Origin of the sequence: Microbacterium sp. NPDC057944 (genome assembly GCF_042887445.1) — a bacterium.
GTDB lineage: Bacteria > Actinomycetota > Actinomycetes > Actinomycetales > Microbacteriaceae > Microbacterium > Microbacterium natoriense.
On record NZ_JBHVPJ010000001.1, the window covers coordinates 150544 to 167549 of the forward strand.

Annotated in this window: 15 protein-coding genes and 1 pseudogene; 9 read left to right on the forward strand and 7 right to left on the reverse strand. The window is 69.8% G+C overall.

Translation table 11 applies throughout. The features are described from left to right. Positions 1–3665, reverse strand: a pseudogene (locus tag ACFVRO_RS00700) (hypothetical protein); the annotation flags it as partial. Between the two features lie 280 nt (positions 3666–3945). Between ACFVRO_RS00700 and ACFVRO_RS00705 the strand changes: the two are divergent. From ACFVRO_RS00705 to ACFVRO_RS00715, 3 genes are read left to right on the forward strand one after another with little or no spacing between them, the layout of a single operon-like run. Beyond that, a complete protein-coding gene (locus tag ACFVRO_RS00705; RefSeq protein ID WP_386948160.1) occupies positions 3946–4545 on the forward strand; it encodes a dihydrofolate reductase family protein in 600 nt (199 codons plus the stop codon). Positions 4546–4558: 13 nt separating this feature from the next. Further along, positions 4559–4894 (forward strand): YciI family protein, encoded by a 336-nt coding sequence (locus ACFVRO_RS00710; protein WP_386948163.1) that lies wholly within the window; start codon positions 4559–4561, stop codon positions 4892–4894. Next, positions 4891–6108 carry an RNA polymerase sigma factor gene (locus tag ACFVRO_RS00715; RefSeq protein ID WP_386948166.1) on the forward strand — a complete coding sequence of 406 codons (1218 nt, stop codon included), beginning with the start codon at positions 4891–4893 and terminating at the stop codon, positions 6106–6108. Before ACFVRO_RS00710 ends, ACFVRO_RS00715 begins: the two co-directional genes overlap by 4 nt. Before the next feature lie 79 nt (positions 6109–6187). Here the strand turns inward: ACFVRO_RS00715 and ACFVRO_RS00720 are convergent, their stop codons facing one another. Further along, complete coding sequence (locus ACFVRO_RS00720) at positions 6188–6778, reverse strand: XRE family transcriptional regulator (protein ID WP_341940188.1); 591 nt, start codon at positions 6776–6778, stop codon at positions 6188–6190. Between the two features lie 78 nt (positions 6779–6856). Here ACFVRO_RS00720 and ACFVRO_RS00725 point away from each other — a divergent pair, with 78 nt between their 5' ends. Both ACFVRO_RS00725 and ACFVRO_RS00730 read left to right on the forward strand, forming a co-directional pair. Beyond that, a complete protein-coding gene (locus tag ACFVRO_RS00725) occupies positions 6857–7792 on the forward strand; it encodes an NAD(P)/FAD-dependent oxidoreductase (protein WP_386948169.1) in 936 nt (311 codons plus the stop codon). A gap of 44 nt (positions 7793–7836) precedes the next feature. After that, positions 7837–8124: a hypothetical protein gene (locus ACFVRO_RS00730; protein WP_386948171.1), complete on the forward strand. Its 288-nt coding sequence runs from the start codon at positions 7837–7839 to the stop codon at positions 8122–8124. Positions 8125–8135: 11 nt separating this feature from the next. On the opposite strand, the gene ACFVRO_RS00735 is transcribed toward ACFVRO_RS00730, so the two are convergent. Beyond that, on the reverse strand, positions 8136–8750 hold the full coding sequence (locus ACFVRO_RS00735; RefSeq protein ID WP_386948174.1) for a TetR/AcrR family transcriptional regulator: 615 nt from the start codon (positions 8748–8750) through the stop codon (positions 8136–8138). 9 nt (positions 8751–8759) lie between these two features. After that, entirely contained in the window at positions 8760–10556 is a 1797-nt protein-coding gene (locus ACFVRO_RS00740) for a glycoside hydrolase family 3 protein (protein ID WP_386948177.1), read from the reverse strand. A 176-nt stretch (positions 10557–10732) separates the two neighbouring features. Here ACFVRO_RS00740 and ACFVRO_RS00745 point away from each other — a divergent pair, with 176 nt between their 5' ends. From ACFVRO_RS00745 to ACFVRO_RS00760, 4 genes are read left to right on the forward strand one after another with little or no spacing between them, the layout of a single operon-like run. Beyond that, complete coding sequence (locus ACFVRO_RS00745) at positions 10733–12067, forward strand: MFS transporter (RefSeq protein ID WP_386948179.1); 1335 nt, start codon at positions 10733–10735, stop codon at positions 12065–12067. Beyond that, positions 12064–12855 carry a tyrosine-protein phosphatase gene (locus tag ACFVRO_RS00750; protein WP_386948182.1) on the forward strand — a complete coding sequence of 264 codons (792 nt, stop codon included), beginning with the start codon at positions 12064–12066 and terminating at the stop codon, positions 12853–12855. Before ACFVRO_RS00745 ends, ACFVRO_RS00750 begins: the two co-directional genes overlap by 4 nt. Before the next feature lie 5 nt (positions 12856–12860). Further along, complete coding sequence (locus tag ACFVRO_RS00755; protein ID WP_386948185.1) at positions 12861–13604, forward strand: MgtC/SapB family protein; 744 nt, start codon at positions 12861–12863, stop codon at positions 13602–13604. A gap of 48 nt (positions 13605–13652) precedes the next feature. Next, on the forward strand, positions 13653–14414 hold the full coding sequence (locus tag ACFVRO_RS00760; protein ID WP_386948186.1) for a peptidoglycan recognition family protein: 762 nt from the start codon (positions 13653–13655) through the stop codon (positions 14412–14414). A gap of 70 nt (positions 14415–14484) precedes the next feature. Here ACFVRO_RS00760 and ACFVRO_RS00765 read toward each other — a convergent pair whose 3' ends face one another. From ACFVRO_RS00765 to ACFVRO_RS00775, 3 genes are all read right to left on the reverse strand, one after another. Continuing rightward, positions 14485–15306, reverse strand: a complete 822-nt coding sequence (locus tag ACFVRO_RS00765; protein WP_386951570.1) for an alpha/beta fold hydrolase — start codon at positions 15304–15306, stop codon at positions 14485–14487. Positions 15307–15378: 72 nt separating this feature from the next. Further along, complete coding sequence (locus ACFVRO_RS00770) at positions 15379–16455, reverse strand: BtrH N-terminal domain-containing protein (protein ID WP_386948189.1); 1077 nt, start codon at positions 16453–16455, stop codon at positions 15379–15381. After that, positions 16448–16972 (reverse strand): PadR family transcriptional regulator, encoded by a 525-nt coding sequence (locus ACFVRO_RS00775; protein WP_386948191.1) that lies wholly within the window; start codon positions 16970–16972, stop codon positions 16448–16450. Before ACFVRO_RS00775 ends, ACFVRO_RS00770 begins: the two co-directional genes overlap by 8 nt. Between the last annotated feature and the right edge of the window lie 34 nt (positions 16973–17006).

Consider the following 17006-nt stretch of genomic DNA (forward strand, 5'->3'; position numbering starts at 1 on the left):
TACGTCACGGTCTCCCCCGCGACCAGCTGCGTCTTGTCCGCCGACTTCACGATCGTGATCGCCGGAGACTGCGTCGCCGTGATGCTCACCGCGGACGGAGCCGACACGACGGGATCACCCGTCGGAGGAGTGCCCGTCGACGTCGCGGAGTTCGTGATGCGTCCGGCATCCACGTCCGTCTGCTGCACCACGTAGGTGGCCGTGCAGTCCATGAACTCGTTCGGCGAGAGCGTCCGATCCGCCGGGCAGTCGACGGCCGAGAGCGCCCCCGCGCCGGAGAACGTCCCCTCCACGACCGAGGCGTTCGTCAGCGTCACGTTGCCCGTGTTCGTCACACGGAACGAGTACGTCACCGTCTCGCCGGCCACCAGCGTGCGCTTATCGGCGGTCTTGACGATCGACACCGACGGCTCCGGATCGGACGGCGTGCGCGTCGTCGACGGGTCGGAGGTCACCGGGGTACCGGAGGGCGGAGTGCCCGTCGCGGTCGCGGTGTTCTCCATGGAACCCGCATCGACATCCGCCTGCTGCACCACGTAGGTCGCCGTGCACACCATCTGCGCGCCGGGAGTCAGCGTCCGGTCAGCCGGGCAGTCCACGGCCGAGATCGTGCCGGCGCCCGTGAAGGAGACGTCCTGCACGGCGGCATCCGTCAGGGTGACGTTGCCGGTGTTCGTGACGACGAACGAGAACGTGACGGTCTCGCCCACGACGAGCACGGCGGTGTCGGAGGACTTCTTGATCGAGATCGCCGGAGTCTGCGTTCCGGTGATGTTCGCCGCGGAGGGCGCCGAGGTCACCGGGTCGCCGGTGGGCGGGGCGCCCGTCGCGGTCGCGGAGTTGTCGACCGAGCCGGCATCCACGTCCGCCTGCTGCACCACGTACGTGGCCGTGCAGTCCATGAACTCATCTGGCGAGAGCGTCCGATCTGCCGGACACGTCACGGCGGAGAGCGAGCCCGCGCCCGTGAAGGTCCCCTCCACCACGGAGGCGTCCGTCAGGGTCACGTTGCCCGTGTTCGTCACACGGAACGAGTAGGTCACCGTGTCGCCCGCGACGAGGTTCGTCCGGTTCGCGGTCTTCGCGATCGTGATCGCGGGAGCCTGCGCACCCGTGACCTTCGCCTCGGACGGAGCGGAGACCACAGGGGTCCGCGACGGCGGGGTGCCCGTGGCGGTGGCCGTGTTGTCGATCGCACCGGCATCCACATCCGCCTGCTGCACCACGTACGTCGCCGTGCACTCGAGCTCCCCACCGGGGGCGAGCGTCCGATCAGCGGGACACGAGACGGCCGACAGGGCGCCGGCGCCGGAGAACGACCCCTCCACCACAGCGGTATCGGTCAACGTCACGTTGCCCGTATTCGTGATCGCGAACGTGTAGGTGATCGTCTGACCGACGACGAGGTTCGTCCGGTCCGCGGTCTTCACCAGCGCCACCGAGGGCGTCTGCGCCGCGGTGAGGTGCGCCGCCGAGGGGTCGGACGTCACGGGACCGCCCGAGGGCGGGGTGCCGGTCGAGGTGGCCGTGTTGTCGAGCACGCCGGCATCCACGTCAGCCTGCTGCACCACGTACGTGGCCGTGCAGTCCATGAACTCGTTCGGGGAGAGCGTGCGGTCGGACGGGCACGTCACGGCCGAGAGCGAGCCCGCTCCGGAGAACGTCCCCTCCACGACCGACGCGTTCGTCAGCGTCACGTTGCCCGTGTTCGTCACCCGGAACGAGTACGTCACGGTCTGACCTGCGACCAGGGTGGCGCGGTCGGCCGTCTTGACGATCGACACGGACGGGTCGGGGACCGACGGCGTGCGCGTCGTCGACGGGTCGGAGGTCACCGGGATGCCGGAGGGCGGGGTGCCCGTCGCGGTCGCGGTGTTGTCCATGGAGCCGGCATCGACATCCGCCTGCTGCACCACGTACGTGGCCGTGCAGACGAGCTGTGCACCGGGGGCGAGAGTCCGATCAGCGGGACAGCTCACCGCCGACATCGTGCCGGCGCCGGTGAAGGCGGTCTCGTTGACGCCGACGTTGTTCAGCGTCACGTTTCCAGTGTTGGTCACGACGAAGCTGAACTTCACGGTCTCGCCGACGACGAGCACGGCGGTGTCGGAGGACTTCTTGATCGTGATGCCCGGGGTCTGCGTCGCGGTGAGGCGGACGCTGGAGGGCGTCGAGGTCACGGCGATGTCGTCGGGAGAGACGGCTCGCGCGGTCGCGGTGTTGTCGACGGCTCCCGCATTGACGTCGGCCTGGCGCACCACGTACGACGCGGTGCAGGTGGTCGAGGCTCCGGTCGCCAGCGGCTGGGGCAGCGTCGGGCAGCTGATCGCCGACATCGCTCCGGCGCCGGTGAACGCGGTCTCCGCGACGGAGATGTCGTGCAGGGGCACGTTGCCGTCGTTGGTGACCTTGAACGAGTAGGTCACCGTCTCGCCGGCGACGAGGGTCGAGGTGCTCGCCGTCTTCTGCAGCGAGACGTGCGGCAGCCGGGCGCCGTTCGTGAACGTGCACACCGCGGCGACGCCCTTCGGACCGCCGTCCGGCACGATGAACGAGCCCGTGCTGCCCGTGCCGGAGGCCAGGACGTTGCCGGAGTTGCGGTCGACGCAGGTCCAGCTCGAGTCGTACTTGGGCCTGCCGGTTCCCGTGCCGGTCTCGGTCACGGTGATCTGCTGGCCGGAGAGCACGAGGACGGGCCCGGCTTCCTGTGGCTGGACGCCGGAGGCCGTGCCCGCGGTGGTCGCCGTGTTGCCCTTGGTGATGCCCGCGCCCGAGATCGTCATGGTGACCTGGTCGGTGGCGGTGTGACGCCCCGCCGGGAAGTCCTTGACGATGGAGACGGTGTTCGGGGAGGCGCAGGAGGCCATGTCGACCGAACCGGCGGTGGAGAAGGGGACGTTGCTGATGACGGCGCCGCTGGTCGGGTTGACCTTGTACATGCGGTTGCCGCCCGCCACGTACAGGTAGCCGTCGCCCGCGAACGCGATGCCGTTGAGCGCCGTGCCGCCCGCGTCGATGCGGACGAGCTCGGTGGCCGTGATCGCCACGGGGGTGCCGGCGGTGGCCGGGATCTTCTGGTCGATGACGCTCACGACGTTCACGGTGCCCGCGCCGCTTCCGCCGGCGACGACGTAGAGGTTGCCCTGGCTGTCGAAGGCCCAGTCGCCGTTGCCGCCGCCGTTGGGGATCGTGCCGGTGGCGACGAGGCCCATGGACTGGTTGGTGGTCGTGTTGAAGCCGTAGACGTTCAGGACGTTGCCGGTGAGGCCGCCGTAGTAGTAGTGGCCGTTCGCCTGGTTGATCGCGCCGTGCGTGACGGCGGTGTTGGCCTCTCCCGCGCCGAGCAGCGTGGTCTGACCGGTGATGCTGGAGTACTGGTAGATGGAGCGGGCCGTGCCGGTGTTGGCCGGGAGCACGCCGATGATGATCTCGCCGTAGCCGTCGCGGTCGGCGTCGTAGATGCCGGTCCCGTTGAGGTTGCCGGTCGCACCGGCGATCGAGAAGGACCCGACGGAGGTCTGTGCTCCGCCGGTGCGCTCGATCTGCCAGATGTTCCGCGGGCTCGCGCCCTGCTGGGTGTAGACGTCACCGCACGACAAACCGCCTGCGGCCACCGCCGTTCCCTGATCGACCACGACCACGTTGACCGCGGCGAGCGCGGTCACGACGACCGCCACCACCGCAGCTGCAATGGCCCTCGAACCCTTGAGCTGTGTTTTCCGGGCGCGCCCGAATCCCCACTTCATCGGCATCCCGTTCTCCCCCGGTTACCCGTTGCTAAACATCCCCTGAACCAGGGGACCCACAACCCCCCACCCTAGGGGTTTTGCGCAGATCTTTTCAGCGAACGCTTAGCTAGCATCCCAGTTAGACCGATATTTCAGCTCGAGGATGTCGAATCCGCCCTTCCGCGTTCGTGGTACTGGTGAGAGAAAGGAACTCATCATGAAGCTCACCATTAGCCTGCAGGTCACGCTCGACGGAGTCGCGCAAGCGAACGGCGGCAACAACGAGGAGATGGACCCCGGCTTCACCCGCGGAGGCTGGGCGATCCCCTTCGGCGACGCGGATGCGGCGCAGTACATCCTCGACACCTGGCGCCGCCCCGACGCGTTCCTGCTGGGCCGGAAGACGTTCGGCCTGTTCGAGACCTACTGGGGCGAACGCAGCGACGACGGCGGGTTCGGCGAGGCGATCAGCTCGGCGCCGAAGTACGTGGTCTCGAACACGCTGACCGCGCCCGCCTGGTCGGGAACGACCGTGATCTCGGGAGATGCGACCGCGGCGATCCGCGACCTGAAAGCACAGCCGGGAGGCGAGCTCCTCGTCGTCGGCAGCACAGTGCTCGCACGCTGGCTCCTCGAGGGCGAGCTGGTCGACGAGATCAACCTCGTGCAGTTCCCCGTGATCGTCGGCGAAGGAGAGAAGCTGTTCCCGCAGAGCGGTCGCGACTTCGCCCTGGAGCTGGTCGACTCGACGGTGTTCAGCACCGGGATCATCGCATCGACCTATCGAGTGGGCGGCCGACCCGTCTACGCGCAGTGAGAGGAACGACCGCATGCACTACCTGGTCAACGTCATCGACCATCGCAGCGAGTCCGGCACCGAAGAGGAGGCCGTGGCGATCGACGCGTTCAACGAGAAACTGGTCGCCGGCGGGCACTGGGTCTTCGCCGCGGGCCTGGCCGATCCCACGGCGTCGACGGTCGTCGACGGGCGCGGCGTCGAGCCGGTCTTCACCGACGGCCCGTTCGCCGAGGCGAAGGAATGGGCCGCGGGGCTCTGGATCATCCAGGCCGCGGACCTCGATGTCGCGCTCGCGCTGATGGCCGAGGGTTCGAGGGCGTGCAATCGCCGACTCGAGATCCGTCCGATCCTTCCGCCGCCCGTGTGAACGAGGTCCGCGACGCCCTGTCCCGCGCCCACCGCGAAGAGTGGGCGCGGGTCGTCGCGACTCTCGCCAAACGCTTCGGCGACCTCGACACGGCCGAGGATGCGGCGGCCGAGGCGTTCGCGACGGCAGCCGAGCGCTGGCCCGACGACGGGGTCCCTCCCGCACCGGGGGCGTGGCTGACGACGACGGCGGTCCGCAAGGCGATCGACCGCATCCGGCGTGAGAGCACGCGGGATGCGAGGCACAGGGAGGCGATGCTCGTGTACGACGGCGAGACGACGCCACTCGGCGTGATCGACGATGATCGGCTGCGGCTCCTCTTCATCTGCTGCCATCCGGCGCTGGGGATGGAGTCGCGCGTCGCGCTCACCCTGCGCATGGTCGGCGGCCTGAGCGTGCCGGAGATCGCGAGCGCGTTCCTCGTGCAGGACACGACGATGGGCGCGCGCATCACCCGGGCGAAGGCGAAGATCGCGGCGAGCGGCATCCCGTACCGGATGCCGACGGCGGAGGATCTTCCCGTGCGGACGTCGGGAGTGCTGGCCGTGCTGTTCCTCGTCTTCAACGAGGGGTACCTCGCATCGGGCTCCGCTTCTCCTCCCCTGCGTCGGGAGCTCACCGCTGAGGCGATCCGCCTCACCTGTCTGCTGCGCGAGCTGCTTCCAGCGAACGGCGAGGTCGCGGGGCTGCTGGCGCTGATGCTGCTGATCGACGCGCGGCGCGCAGCGCGCGTCTCTCTCGCGGGTGAGTTGATCCCGCTGTTCGAGCAGGACAGGATGCTGTGGGATGCCGCGCTCATCTCCGAGGGGCACGCGCTCGTGCGCGAACGGCTGGCCTCCGGCGTCGCGCCCGGTCGGTTTCAGCTGCTGGCCGCGATCAACGCGGTGCACACCGACGGGGCGGCGACCGACTGGTCGCAGGTGGTGGCGCTCTACGATCAGCTGGTGCTGATCGACCCCTCTCCGATCGTGCGGCTCAGCAGAGCCATCGCCGTCGGGGAGGCCGAGGGTGCGGTCTCTGGTCTGGCTCTGATGGACGGTCTCGCCGCCGACCTCGACGGATACCCCCCGTTCCCCGCGGCCCGCGCCCTGCTGCTCGCGCAGCTGGGCCGCGACGACGAGGCGCGGGTGGCGTACGACGCGGCGATCTCTCTCGCGCAGAACTCGGCGGAGGTCGCCTATCTGAGGAGGCGCCGGGCCGAGCTGGGATCCTGACGCCCTTGATGCCGGCACGAGTCGCGCCCTGACGCAGAAGGCACCCTCCCGGCGCCACGTGCCAGGCCCGGCGCGTGGCTCACTCCGACCGCTGGCCCCCGCCTGCGCGGACGTGGGCGCGCTCTCCCTGACGACCGAACAGACTCAGCACCTCCGCGGGAGCGCCGTCTGCGCTTCCGAACCAGTGCGGCACGTGCGTGTCGAACTCCGCGACCTCGCCCGCTTCCAGCGTCAGATCGTGAGCGCCGAGGATGAGCCGCATCCGCCCGCTCAGTACATACAGCCACTCGTACCCCTCGTGCGCCCGCGGCTCCGGCCTGATCTGACCGCCGGGAATCAGGATCTTCCACGCCTGCACCGATCCGGGCTGCGGAGTGAGGGGGATGACCACTCGCCCGTTCACCCGCCTCGGCTTCAGACGCACCCGCGGATCGCCCACCTCCGGCGCTCCCACCAGCTCATCCAGCGGCACCCGATACGCCTGCGCGAGAGGAAGCAGCAGTTCGAGGCTCGGCCGACGCTGCCCCGTCTCGAGACGTGACAGGGTGCTCGTCGAGATCCCCGTGGCCGACGACAGCGCCGCCAGGGTCATGCCGCGCTGACCGCGCAGCCACTTCAGACGCGGACCCACGGCGTCCAGCGCCGAGTCGATCATCGCAGACGGATCCATCCCGTCAGTGTGACCCATCCATCCCGGAAACGGCAACGAACTTTGCCGAAACCGGTGCCGTCGATCGATCCTTGCCTCATGAACGACTACGACGCACTGATCATCGGCGGAGGCGCCGCAGGGCTCAGCGCAGCCCTCGTCCTGCTGCGAGCCCGCCGCCGGGTCGCGGTGATCGACGCGGGTCACCCCCGCAATGCTCCCGCGTCGCACATGCACGGGTTCCTCTCCCGCGAGGGGATGCCGCCCGCCGACTTCCTCGCCGCCGGACGCGCCGAGGTCATCGCGTACGGCGGTGCGATCATCCACGACACGGTCGTGGCCCTCACGCCGGGGTTCGTCGCTGAGCTCTCCGACGGCACGTCCGTGCGGGGGCGCCGAGTGCTCGTGACCACGGGTCTTCGCGACCGGATCCCCGTCCTTCCCGGCCTCTCCGAACGGTGGGGCAGAGACGTGCTCCACTGCCCGTACTGCCACGGCTACGAAGTGCGCGACCAGCCCCTCGGGGTCCTCGGCGGCGACGCGGACGCGATCGCCCACGCCATCCTCATCCGCCAGTGGTCGGACGACGTGATCCTCTTCGTCGGCGACACCCCTCTGGGCGACGAGCAGCGCGAACTGCTCGACGCGCGAGGCGTCCGGATCCAGTCGGGAGAGGTCCGCGGGCTCATCATCGACGACGACGTGCTCACGGCGATCGAACTCGACGACGGGCAGCGGATCCCCCGACGAGCCCTGTTCGTCCGCCCCCTCTTCGTCGCGAACGACGTGCTGCTGAGAGACCTCGGATGCGGTGTCGACGAGGCCGGATGGATCGTTCAGCGCACCGGCGGCGCCACGACCATCCCCGGCGTCTACGTCGCCGGCAACGCCGCGGACCCCCGCGCCCAGGTCATCACCGCGGCAGGCCAGGGCTCTGCGACGGCCATCGCGATCAACGCCGACCTCGTCGCCGATGACCTGCAGACCGCGCTCTCCCGAGCACGCACCGCCTCACCGTCGGAGCCCGCCGACTGAGCCGCCCCGCACCGCCCACCGAACGACACTGAAGGAGCACCCCCATGACCGCACGATCCGACACCCCGCAGACACCCGGCGCACCGGCCGTCGCGCCGCCCTCGAAGCATCAGCTCGCCCTCATGATCTGGATCGCCGTGTTCCCCACGCTCACGATCCTCAATCTGATCCTCGGCGACCTCCTCGCACCGCTCCCGATGATCGTCAGGACACTCGTCCTCGTCAGCATCGCCGTGCCCATCGTGATCTACGGCGCGATGCCGGTGCTGCACCGTGCTCGTCGCGCGATCATCCTGCGTCGCCGCCAGCGGGTCTCGACCGTCGGGGCGTAGACGGCGGCGTCCTAGGCGCGCACCCGCTCGTACAGTCCGTTCGCGGCCGCGGTGAACACGGCGACGTAGTCGATGCGCTCCGGCAGCGTCGACCACTGATCGCGGATGCCCTCGTTGAGCGCCAGCAGCTCGAGGATCAGCTGCTGCGGATCCGTGCCCCTGGCGATCTCCCCCTCGGCGATGCGCTCCTCGACGAGCGGGATGAGGGAGTCGAGCGCGGCTTCGAGGGTGCGCTGCGCCCTGCCCTCGACGGGGTGCCCTGCGATGCGCGAGGCGCCGGTGAGCATGACGCGGAAGCGCAGCAGCTCCGGCTCCTCGGCGGCCCGACGCACGGCCGCGATGAACTGGTCGAACAGCGAGCGCACCGAATCCGTCGGCAGCGTGATGGTCTGGTAGACCTCCTCGCGGCGCTCGACCACGGCCATGAACAGGTCGTGCTTCGTGGCGAAGTGGTGCAGCACTCCAGCATCCGTCACCCCGGCGGCGCGCGCGATGTCGGCGATGCGGGTGCTCTCGTACCCCTTGCGCCCGAACTCCGTGGTGGCCGCCGCCAGGATCCGCGTGCGTCGGGCGTCGCCGCGGGCCACGCGCTTGTCGACGTCGGTGGAGGACTCGGAGCTGCTCACCCTAGAACCCTACGAGATGTTCGGCCAGCGGAGACCCTGCCCGAAGCGCCACAGCGGATCGGCCGTGTCGAAGGGCACGTCCTCCCGAGAGGCCTCCACCGCCGCCATCGACCGAGGCAGGTCGAACGGCAGGCGCCCGGTGGTCGCGGCGCGACCGGAGACGGCGTCGAGCAGGATGCCGTCGTCGACGCCGAACGTGCCGAGAAGAATCACCCCGAGTTCGGCGAGTGGAGTCAGCACGGCGGGCCGGTCGAGGAACACGTCGATCACGGTCGGAGTCTGCGCTGCGATGCCGGAGATCCGCGCGACCTCCTCGTCGGAGAACTCCAGGCTGCCGCTGTGGAACCCCTGCTCCAGCATCCCCTCGCGCTGCTCGTACGGGGCCGCGAGGCGGAGGATCACGAGATCGGCGGATGCCGGGTCGTCGACGACGAGCGCGCGTCCGGCGAGGGCGTCGGTGTCCATCCCCTCGACGTACACGCGGGTGGTGGGGGTCAGCGCGACGGGCTCGCCCTGCAGCGCCACGGCGGACGCCCGCTGCACGCGCTCCCCGATCGCGAGGTGCTCGGGGACCGCGATGCGTTCGCGGACCTCGGCGGGGGCAGCCACGCGTGCGGCCGCATCGTCGAACAGTCCCAGCCGCTCCTTCTCGCGCAGGACGCGCCGCACCGACTCGTCGATGCGCTCCTCCGACACGAGGCCGCGGTCGAGCGCCTCCAGCACGGGCGCGGGATCGTCCTCGCCGCCGAACTGGTCGACCCCGGCGTCGAGCAGCCGCACGACGCGCTGCACGGGGTCGGCGTCCAGCATCCCCCACGCCCGCACGGGCAGCTCGACGCCGAGGCGGGGCAGACGCATGCCGTTCACGATGTTGAAGTCGGTGACGACCACCCCGTCGAAACCGAGCCTGTCGCGCAGAAGATCCGTGATGAGGCGGCGCTCGAACGCGAAGCCGACCTCGTCGTACTCCAGCCCGAGCGGCGCGGCGTAACCCGGCATCACCCGTACGACGCCGGCGTCGATCGCTGCGGCGAAGGGGCGCAGGTGGTCGTCGAAGCGTCCGCCGGGATAGACGGTGTGGGCGCCGCGCTCGAAGTGGGCGTCCTCACCGCCGCGCTGGGGTCCGCCGCCGGGGAAGTGCTTCACGGTCGCGGCGACGCCCGACTCGTTGAGGCCGGTGACGTACTCGCTCACGAGGAGGGAGGCGAGCCCGGGGTTCTCGCCGAAGGTGCCGGAGACGCGGGCCCAGCGCGGCTCGGTGGCGAGATCGGCCATCGGGTGCAGTGCGATGTGGATGCCGGCCGCCCTGAGCTCTGCGCCGATCATCCGCGCCGCCTCGCGCACGAGCGCGGGGTCGTGGGTCGCGGCGAGGGCGATGGGCTCGGGGAACGGCGTGAAGCCGCCGCCGCTCATCGCGACGTCGTGATTGCGGCTGCGGCCGTGCACGGGGTCCGACGCGACGGAGACGGGGATGCCGAGCCTGGTCGACGCCGCGACGCCTCGGATCGCCTCGCCCCACCTCGCCAGCTCGGCGACGGGGGCGGGGTTCATCAGCGTCACGTGCGAGACATGGCGCTCGCGCAGCAGCGCGGTGGTGGGGGCGAACCCGAACGGCGACTCGTCGTCGGCGCCCTCCCAGAGCGTGCCGCCGGCGCCGGTCACGATGCGCGCGACGAGCAGGCTGCCGACCTTCTCCTCGATGGTCATGGCGGAGAGCAGCGCGTCGAGGCGCGTCTCTGCGGCGGAGATCGTGGTGTCGGTCATGTCGGCGTCCTTCGTCGGCTCGGCGGCTGCGGGCAGTGGCATCCGCTCCAGTAGACCATAAAACCTAGTGACGACTAAGTGAATTTACGACGACCTCTTGCGCAGGGAGGAATCCGCGCGTTATCTTCGGCTGAATTAACTTAGTGGTCACTAAGTTTTTACCCCTGGGAAGGGAACGGCTGGTCCAATGAGGGACCACACGGACCGAGGAAGGACCCATGCACACCACTCCCCCCACCCCGCAGACGCGCGTGCCGATGTCGCGCATCTACCTGTTCGCGCTCATCGAGCTCGCCGCACTCGGCGCTCTCGTCACCCCGCTCGTCGTCTCGCTCTCCCTGAAGGTGCTCCAGCTCGTGCCGGAGTCGCAGAAGGAAGGAGCGCTCGGTCTCGTCACGGCGCTCGGCGCTCTCGCCGCCCTCGTCGCCAATCCGATCTTCGGCCACCTCTCCGACCGCACGCGCAGTCGCTTCGGCCGACGCCGTCCCTGGCTCATCGGCGGCGTGGTCGGCGGCGTCCTCGCGGCCGCGCTCATGGCCGTCGCCCCCAGCATCCCCGTCCTCGTCGTCGCCTGGGTGCTGTCGCAGGCGGCGTACAACGCGACGCTGGCCTCGCTCTCCGCGCTGCTCGCCGATCAGGTCCCCGAGGAGCAGCGCGCCAAGGCATCCGGCATCTTCGGCGCGATCGGCTTCCTCGGGATGGTGCCCGCCATGCTGGTCGCGGCGTTCTTCGCGTCGAACCTCACGATCGTCGTCCTCGCGATGCCGATCGTCGCCGTGATCATCGTCGCGATCGTGTGCCTCGTCATCCCCGACCCGCCGATCGAGCGGGTCGACGGAGAGCGCGGCTCGATCGGACAGGTGTTCCGCGCCTTCCTGTTCAACCCGGCCAAGGCGCCGATGTTCACGCTGGTGTGGGTGCAGCGGGCGACCATGCAGTTCGGGTTCACCGTGGTGTCGACCTTCGGACTCTTCTACCTGATGATCCGGCTCGACATGGATCAGGTCGCCGCGGCATCCCTCACCTCCACGGCGGCACTCGCCGGGGCGGCGCTGAACTTCGTCGCCGCGTTCGCGTGCGGCTACCTCGCCTCCCGTCGGGGCGACTACGCGCCGTTCATCATCGGGTCGGCGCTGCTCATGGCGCTGTCGCTGCTGCTCAAGGCGTTCACGCAGGACCTCTCGGTGTTCTGGGTGAGCACGCTGCTCGCCGGGTTCGCGCTCGGCGCCTACTACGCGGTCGACCTCGCCCTCGCGATGCGCACGCTGCCCGTCGGCGAGGAGGGCAAGTACCTCGGCATCTTCAACGTCGCCAAGACCCTGCCGCAGTCGATCGCCCCGGCCATCGCTCCCCTCGTCGTGCTGATCGGCGGGAGCGACCCGGTCGTCGGAGGAGAGAAGAACTACACCGCCCTGTACCTCGTCGCGGCCGCCGCCGTGCTCGCTTCGCTGCTGACCCTGCCGGGTCTGCGCCGAGTGCTGCGGCGCGATGTGTACGACGCAGGGCGGACCACCGCCGCGGCCAGCGCCGCGCAGAAAGAGGAGGTCGCGTGAGCGCCATCATCGCCGGAACCTACAACTCCCGAGACACAGGAGGCACGCCGCTCGCCACGGGAGGCGTCACCCGTGAGGGCGTGCTCTACCGCTCCGACGCGCTCGCGGGCATCACCGACGACGGCATCCGCACCTTGAGCGACAGCCCCATCGGCACGATCGTCGACTTCCGCAGCGACTTCGAACGTGTGGACGCCCCAAACCGACTCGGCACGGAGCGCTCGTTCGTCGAGGTCGGCCTCCCTCTGCTCGAGGGGTCGATGACCGGGATGCCGTCACCCGGCGATCTCGGAGACCTCGGAGATCTCGACGGCGAGGCCGCGCGGGCGATGCTCTCGCGCATCCCGTCGCTGGCGGATCTCTACGTGGGCATGCTCGGATCGGCCGCGGCGTCGTTCGCCGAGGTCGCGCGGCTCGTCGCACGACCCTCCGACGAGAGCCGCGGAGCCGTGCTCGTGCACTGCACCGCGGGCAAGGACCGCACCGGCGTCGCGACGGCCCTGCTGCTCGACGCGGCCGGTGCGGACCGCGCCGCGGTGATCGCGGACTACGTGCAGAGCGAGACGAACCTCGCCGGCGACTGGGCGGATCGGATGCTGGAGCGCGCCAGGAGCTGGGGCATGCCGATGGTCCCCGCCCTCACCGATCTCGTCACCGCGACGCCCCCGCAGGCGATCGAGGCCGCGTTCGCGTGGATCGACGAGCACGGCGGGTCGGCCGAGTACCTTCGCGGCGGAGGGCTGTCGGACGACGACCTCGAGGCCCTGCGCGCTCGTCTCGCCGGCTGAGGGGTATGACCCTCCTCGACACGGGCGCCCTGCTCCTCACCGCCGCTCTGGCGGCGGGGCTGGGCGCCCTCATCGGCCTCGAACGGCAATGGCGCATGCGCACCGCCGGCATGCGCACGAACGCTCTCGTGTCGCTCGGCGCCGCGCTGTTCGTCATCCTCGGATCGCAGGCGCTCCCCGGCGAGACCGCTGATCCGACACGTGTCGCCGCCCAAGTGGTCTCCGGTATCGGGTTCCTCGGCGCCGGTGTGATCCTGCGCGAGGGACTCAACATCCGCGGACTCACGACGGCGGCGACGCTGTGGTGCGCGGCCGCCGTCGGCTCCCTCGCCGGAGCCGGGATGCCGATGCTCGCCGCCGGAGGGGCGATCCTCGTCTCGGCGACCAACATCCTGCTGCGCCCGTTGAGCACTGCGCTCAACCGGAGGCTGCGGCTCAACGCCGAGGACGAGTCGACGGAGGACGGCACCGACGCCGGCGCCCCGCAGGACTTCGTGCTCGAGGTCACGACGGGCGAGAAGAGCGAGCAGCGGGTCCGCGCCCTGCTGCTCCAGGCCGCGACGCACCCGGAGCTCACCCTGCGTTCGGTGCGAGTGCGCCACGGCAAGAACACGGAGGTGCACGTGCGCGCGGAGGTCAGCATCGACGACCCGGAGAGCGTGGACGTGATCGAGCGCGCGATCTCCCGCGTCGGCACCGACCCGAAGGTGATCGGCAGCCGCTGGTGGCCGGTCGAAGAGGCCGGGTGATGATGGGGCTCGATCTGACACATTCCGCCAAGCGTGTTAGATGGGCAGATGGAGCACTCCCCCGCACACGATCCTGACGGAGGCCCGTCGGCGCACACCCGTCGACGCTTCCTGATCGCTGCGGGCTCGGGCGTCGCCGTCACGGCAGCGGGAATCCTGCTCGCCACGATCCCCCCGGGCGCAGACGGCGGGGCGCCTGCCGCGGACCCGGACAATCCGAGGGGGCTGCCCGAGTACGAACCCGTCTACGATCGCGCGATCAAGGGCCTCGAGGCGCCCCTCGGGTTCGCGGACTGCCGGAACCCCACAGTCCGGTCGACGCGTGACACCGCAGGGAGCGACCACCACGCGGTGACGCCGATCATCGACCGCTTCGTCATCCACCACACGGGCACGACCGAGGAGCAGCTGGACTTCCTCTCGCGCTGCAACAGGCGCTCCTCCGCGCCCACCTTCTATCTGCGGAACGACGGGTCCGTCTTAGAGCTCATCCGCCCCGGTGCGAAGCCGTCATCGACCGGCGCCGACTGGAACTGGCGGTCGCTGGCCGTGGAGACTCTGGACGCCACGGGCGCGCCGGACTACACCGTGACGGCGGTGCAGCTGGAGGAGCTCGCCCAGATGATCGCGTGGCTCGCGACCTACGACGGCAGGACGCTGGACGGCGTGCCGGTGTCGTTCACGATCGACAGGGAACACGTCATCAGCCACAGGGAGACCTGGTCGGGGACCGAATGCCCCGGACCGTACCTGCAGTCCCGGCTGGATGACATCGTCGCCCGTGCCCGCGAGATCTTCGCCGCACGCTGACCAGGTCAGGCGCGCGGTGAGCGCGACGCGGATGCCGGCAGCGGATACCTCAGCCGCGGGTCGTCTCGCCCTAGCCGCCGACCCGGGACATCCACCTGCTGAGCTCGGCGGCCAGAGCGGCAGGCGCATCGAGCTGGATGAGGTGCCCCGCCCCCTCGATCAGCGTCACCGAGGCGTGAGGGATCGCTTCTCCGAGACGATGCGCGCGGTCGCTCGGGATCCAGGTGTCCTCCGCGCCCCACACGATGTGCACGGGTTCGGTGAGTTCCGCGTAGCGCTGCTCGATCTCGTCGGTGAACCGCTCGTCGGCCTGCGCGATCTGCCGGTAGAAGGCCGCCTGCCCGGCGGCGTCGGTCCACGGCTCGGTGAGCATGTCCAGGTCGTCGGGGCGCAGCCCCCGATGGCTGGCACCGCTGATGTACGCCCCGATCGCCCCCCGGTGCACCGCCGGAGGCAACTGCTCGAATACCGCGGCATGTTCTTGGACCAGCAGGAAGAACGGAGATCCCCACGGCGAGAGCGCGACGACGTCGACGAGGCAGAGCGATCGATACTCAGCCCCGTGCAGCAGGCGCGCGCGGAGTGCGACGGCGCCTCCGAAGTCGTGCGCGATGACATGAGGATGCTCGAGCTGCCAGTGTGTGAGGAGATCGGCGAACAACTCGCCCTGCACGCCGAGATCCACCGCGTGCGTCGGGTCCTTCGAAGATGCCCCGTACCCCGGCATGTCCCAGAGATAGACCGTGAACTGGCCGGCGAGAGTCTGGGCGATCGGCCCCCACAGGCGAGAAGACCAGGGTGTGCCATGGAGGAAGACGACGGCGGGACCGGTGCCGTGTCGATCCCACCGAACGGTCCGTCCCCGCCAGATGAACTCCTGCGTCAGGGGCATGCTCACCGTTCCATTGTTCACCGTCATCGGCCAGTCGAGCTCCTACCGTCACTCACACGGATGCCGACGGCGTCACGCTCCACGGGTCTCCCCCGTGTCACTCAGCGAAGCGAGCCGTGTCATCGCCGCCGTCTCGATCTCCGCGATGCGCCGGAGCATCTCTGCCGCCTCGACCAGTGACTCCGCATCCTGCCCTTCGCCTGCCCGCGCGATCGACTCCGAGGCCCGTGTCCACAGCAGCGCGGATTCCGCGAACAGGACCGCGCTCTCACGGATGACGTCGGCATGAGCCTCATGCACGACGAGTTCTGCGCTCTCGGCCAGGAAGTCCCGGTACATGTTGCGGAACAGGGCCCCTCCGGTGCCGGCCCGCTCCATGAGCATGGCGATGACGGGGAGGTCGCGGGCGGGTTCGTCGACCCGGTCGAGCCAGGTCGGAAGGCGCGCGGCCGTGGTGAGGATGCCGCGATTGCCGAGGTTGGCGATCGGAGGCGCGAGGAACTCGTCGGCGCAGGCGGTGATCGCCGGGACGATCGACTCGCGGATCCGCTCGGGTCGTGCGGCAGCGGCGGGAACATCCACGACGAAGGCGCGGTGCCGGGCAGACATCGGGCCCCGCGCTGCCCGAGCGCGCGCGAGGCTCTGCAGACTCGTCGAGACCTCGCCTCCCTGCTGGGCCGTGTCGACCAGGTACGCCCTGTCGTGGTCGTAGCCGTACATGGCCACGACGTGGCCGGCGAAATGCACCCGAGACCCGAAGTACTCCAGATCATGGCTGTCGAGCTGCAGGCCGACGGGTTTTCCCTGATCGATCTCCGTGCGCAACCGATCCCACGCCTTCCGAGGCGAGGTGGTCTCCTCGACCCGCAGCTCGATTCCCAGGCGCGAGGTCAGGTTCTGCGTGAGCTCGAAGGGCTTCACCCGTCCGCCGAGGAACGGGAGATCTTGCCGCGCGGAATCCCAGTAGATGAACGACAGACCCGACCCCAGCCCGAACAGCATCGCTTCGGAGAGCGAGAGCCCCGCGTGCTCCAGCAGCACGCCGAGGGCCGTCGTCTCGCAGTGCAGTCCTCCCGAGGCGTCGATCCCGTAGATGATGGTCGCATCATCCCGTTCGCCACCGTGGCCCTGCCGCATCTGATCACTCATCGGACACCTGGACTCGCGCCGCGAGCCACGACCTCTCCGCCTCGAGGAGGCTCAGCGAATAGGAGAAGACCTCGCGCGCAGCCAGAGGCAGAGCACCCTGCGAGCGCTCGGCCGCGATGACGCCGGAGATCCGCTCGTCGATCCAGACCAGCCGTCGCTGCAGCGCGTCCGCGTACTCCTGCTCCGGGAGCAGGGCGAGGTTGGCGAGCCCGACGAGGGCGGGATGTGCGACGGTTCGCCGCTCGCCGATGAACGCGATGGCAGCCTCCTCCGCCGCGCGCCTGCCTGCGTCCGTCGCGTGGAACACCTTCCTCGACCTGGCGCCGGCCTTGGCGCCCTCGGACTGTATGAGTCCGCGACCCTCCAGCTTCGAGAGCACGTAGTAGATCGACGAGAACCCGATGTCGGCCCACCTACGGATGCCGCGCTGCTCGATCACCTGCTCGAGGTCATAGCCGTGCCGAGGCTGCTCGGCGATGAGCCCCAGGATGGTCAGCTCGGTCGGGGTCAGGTTCATGACGGTTACTCTAGCACTAGAATAGCGCCGATGG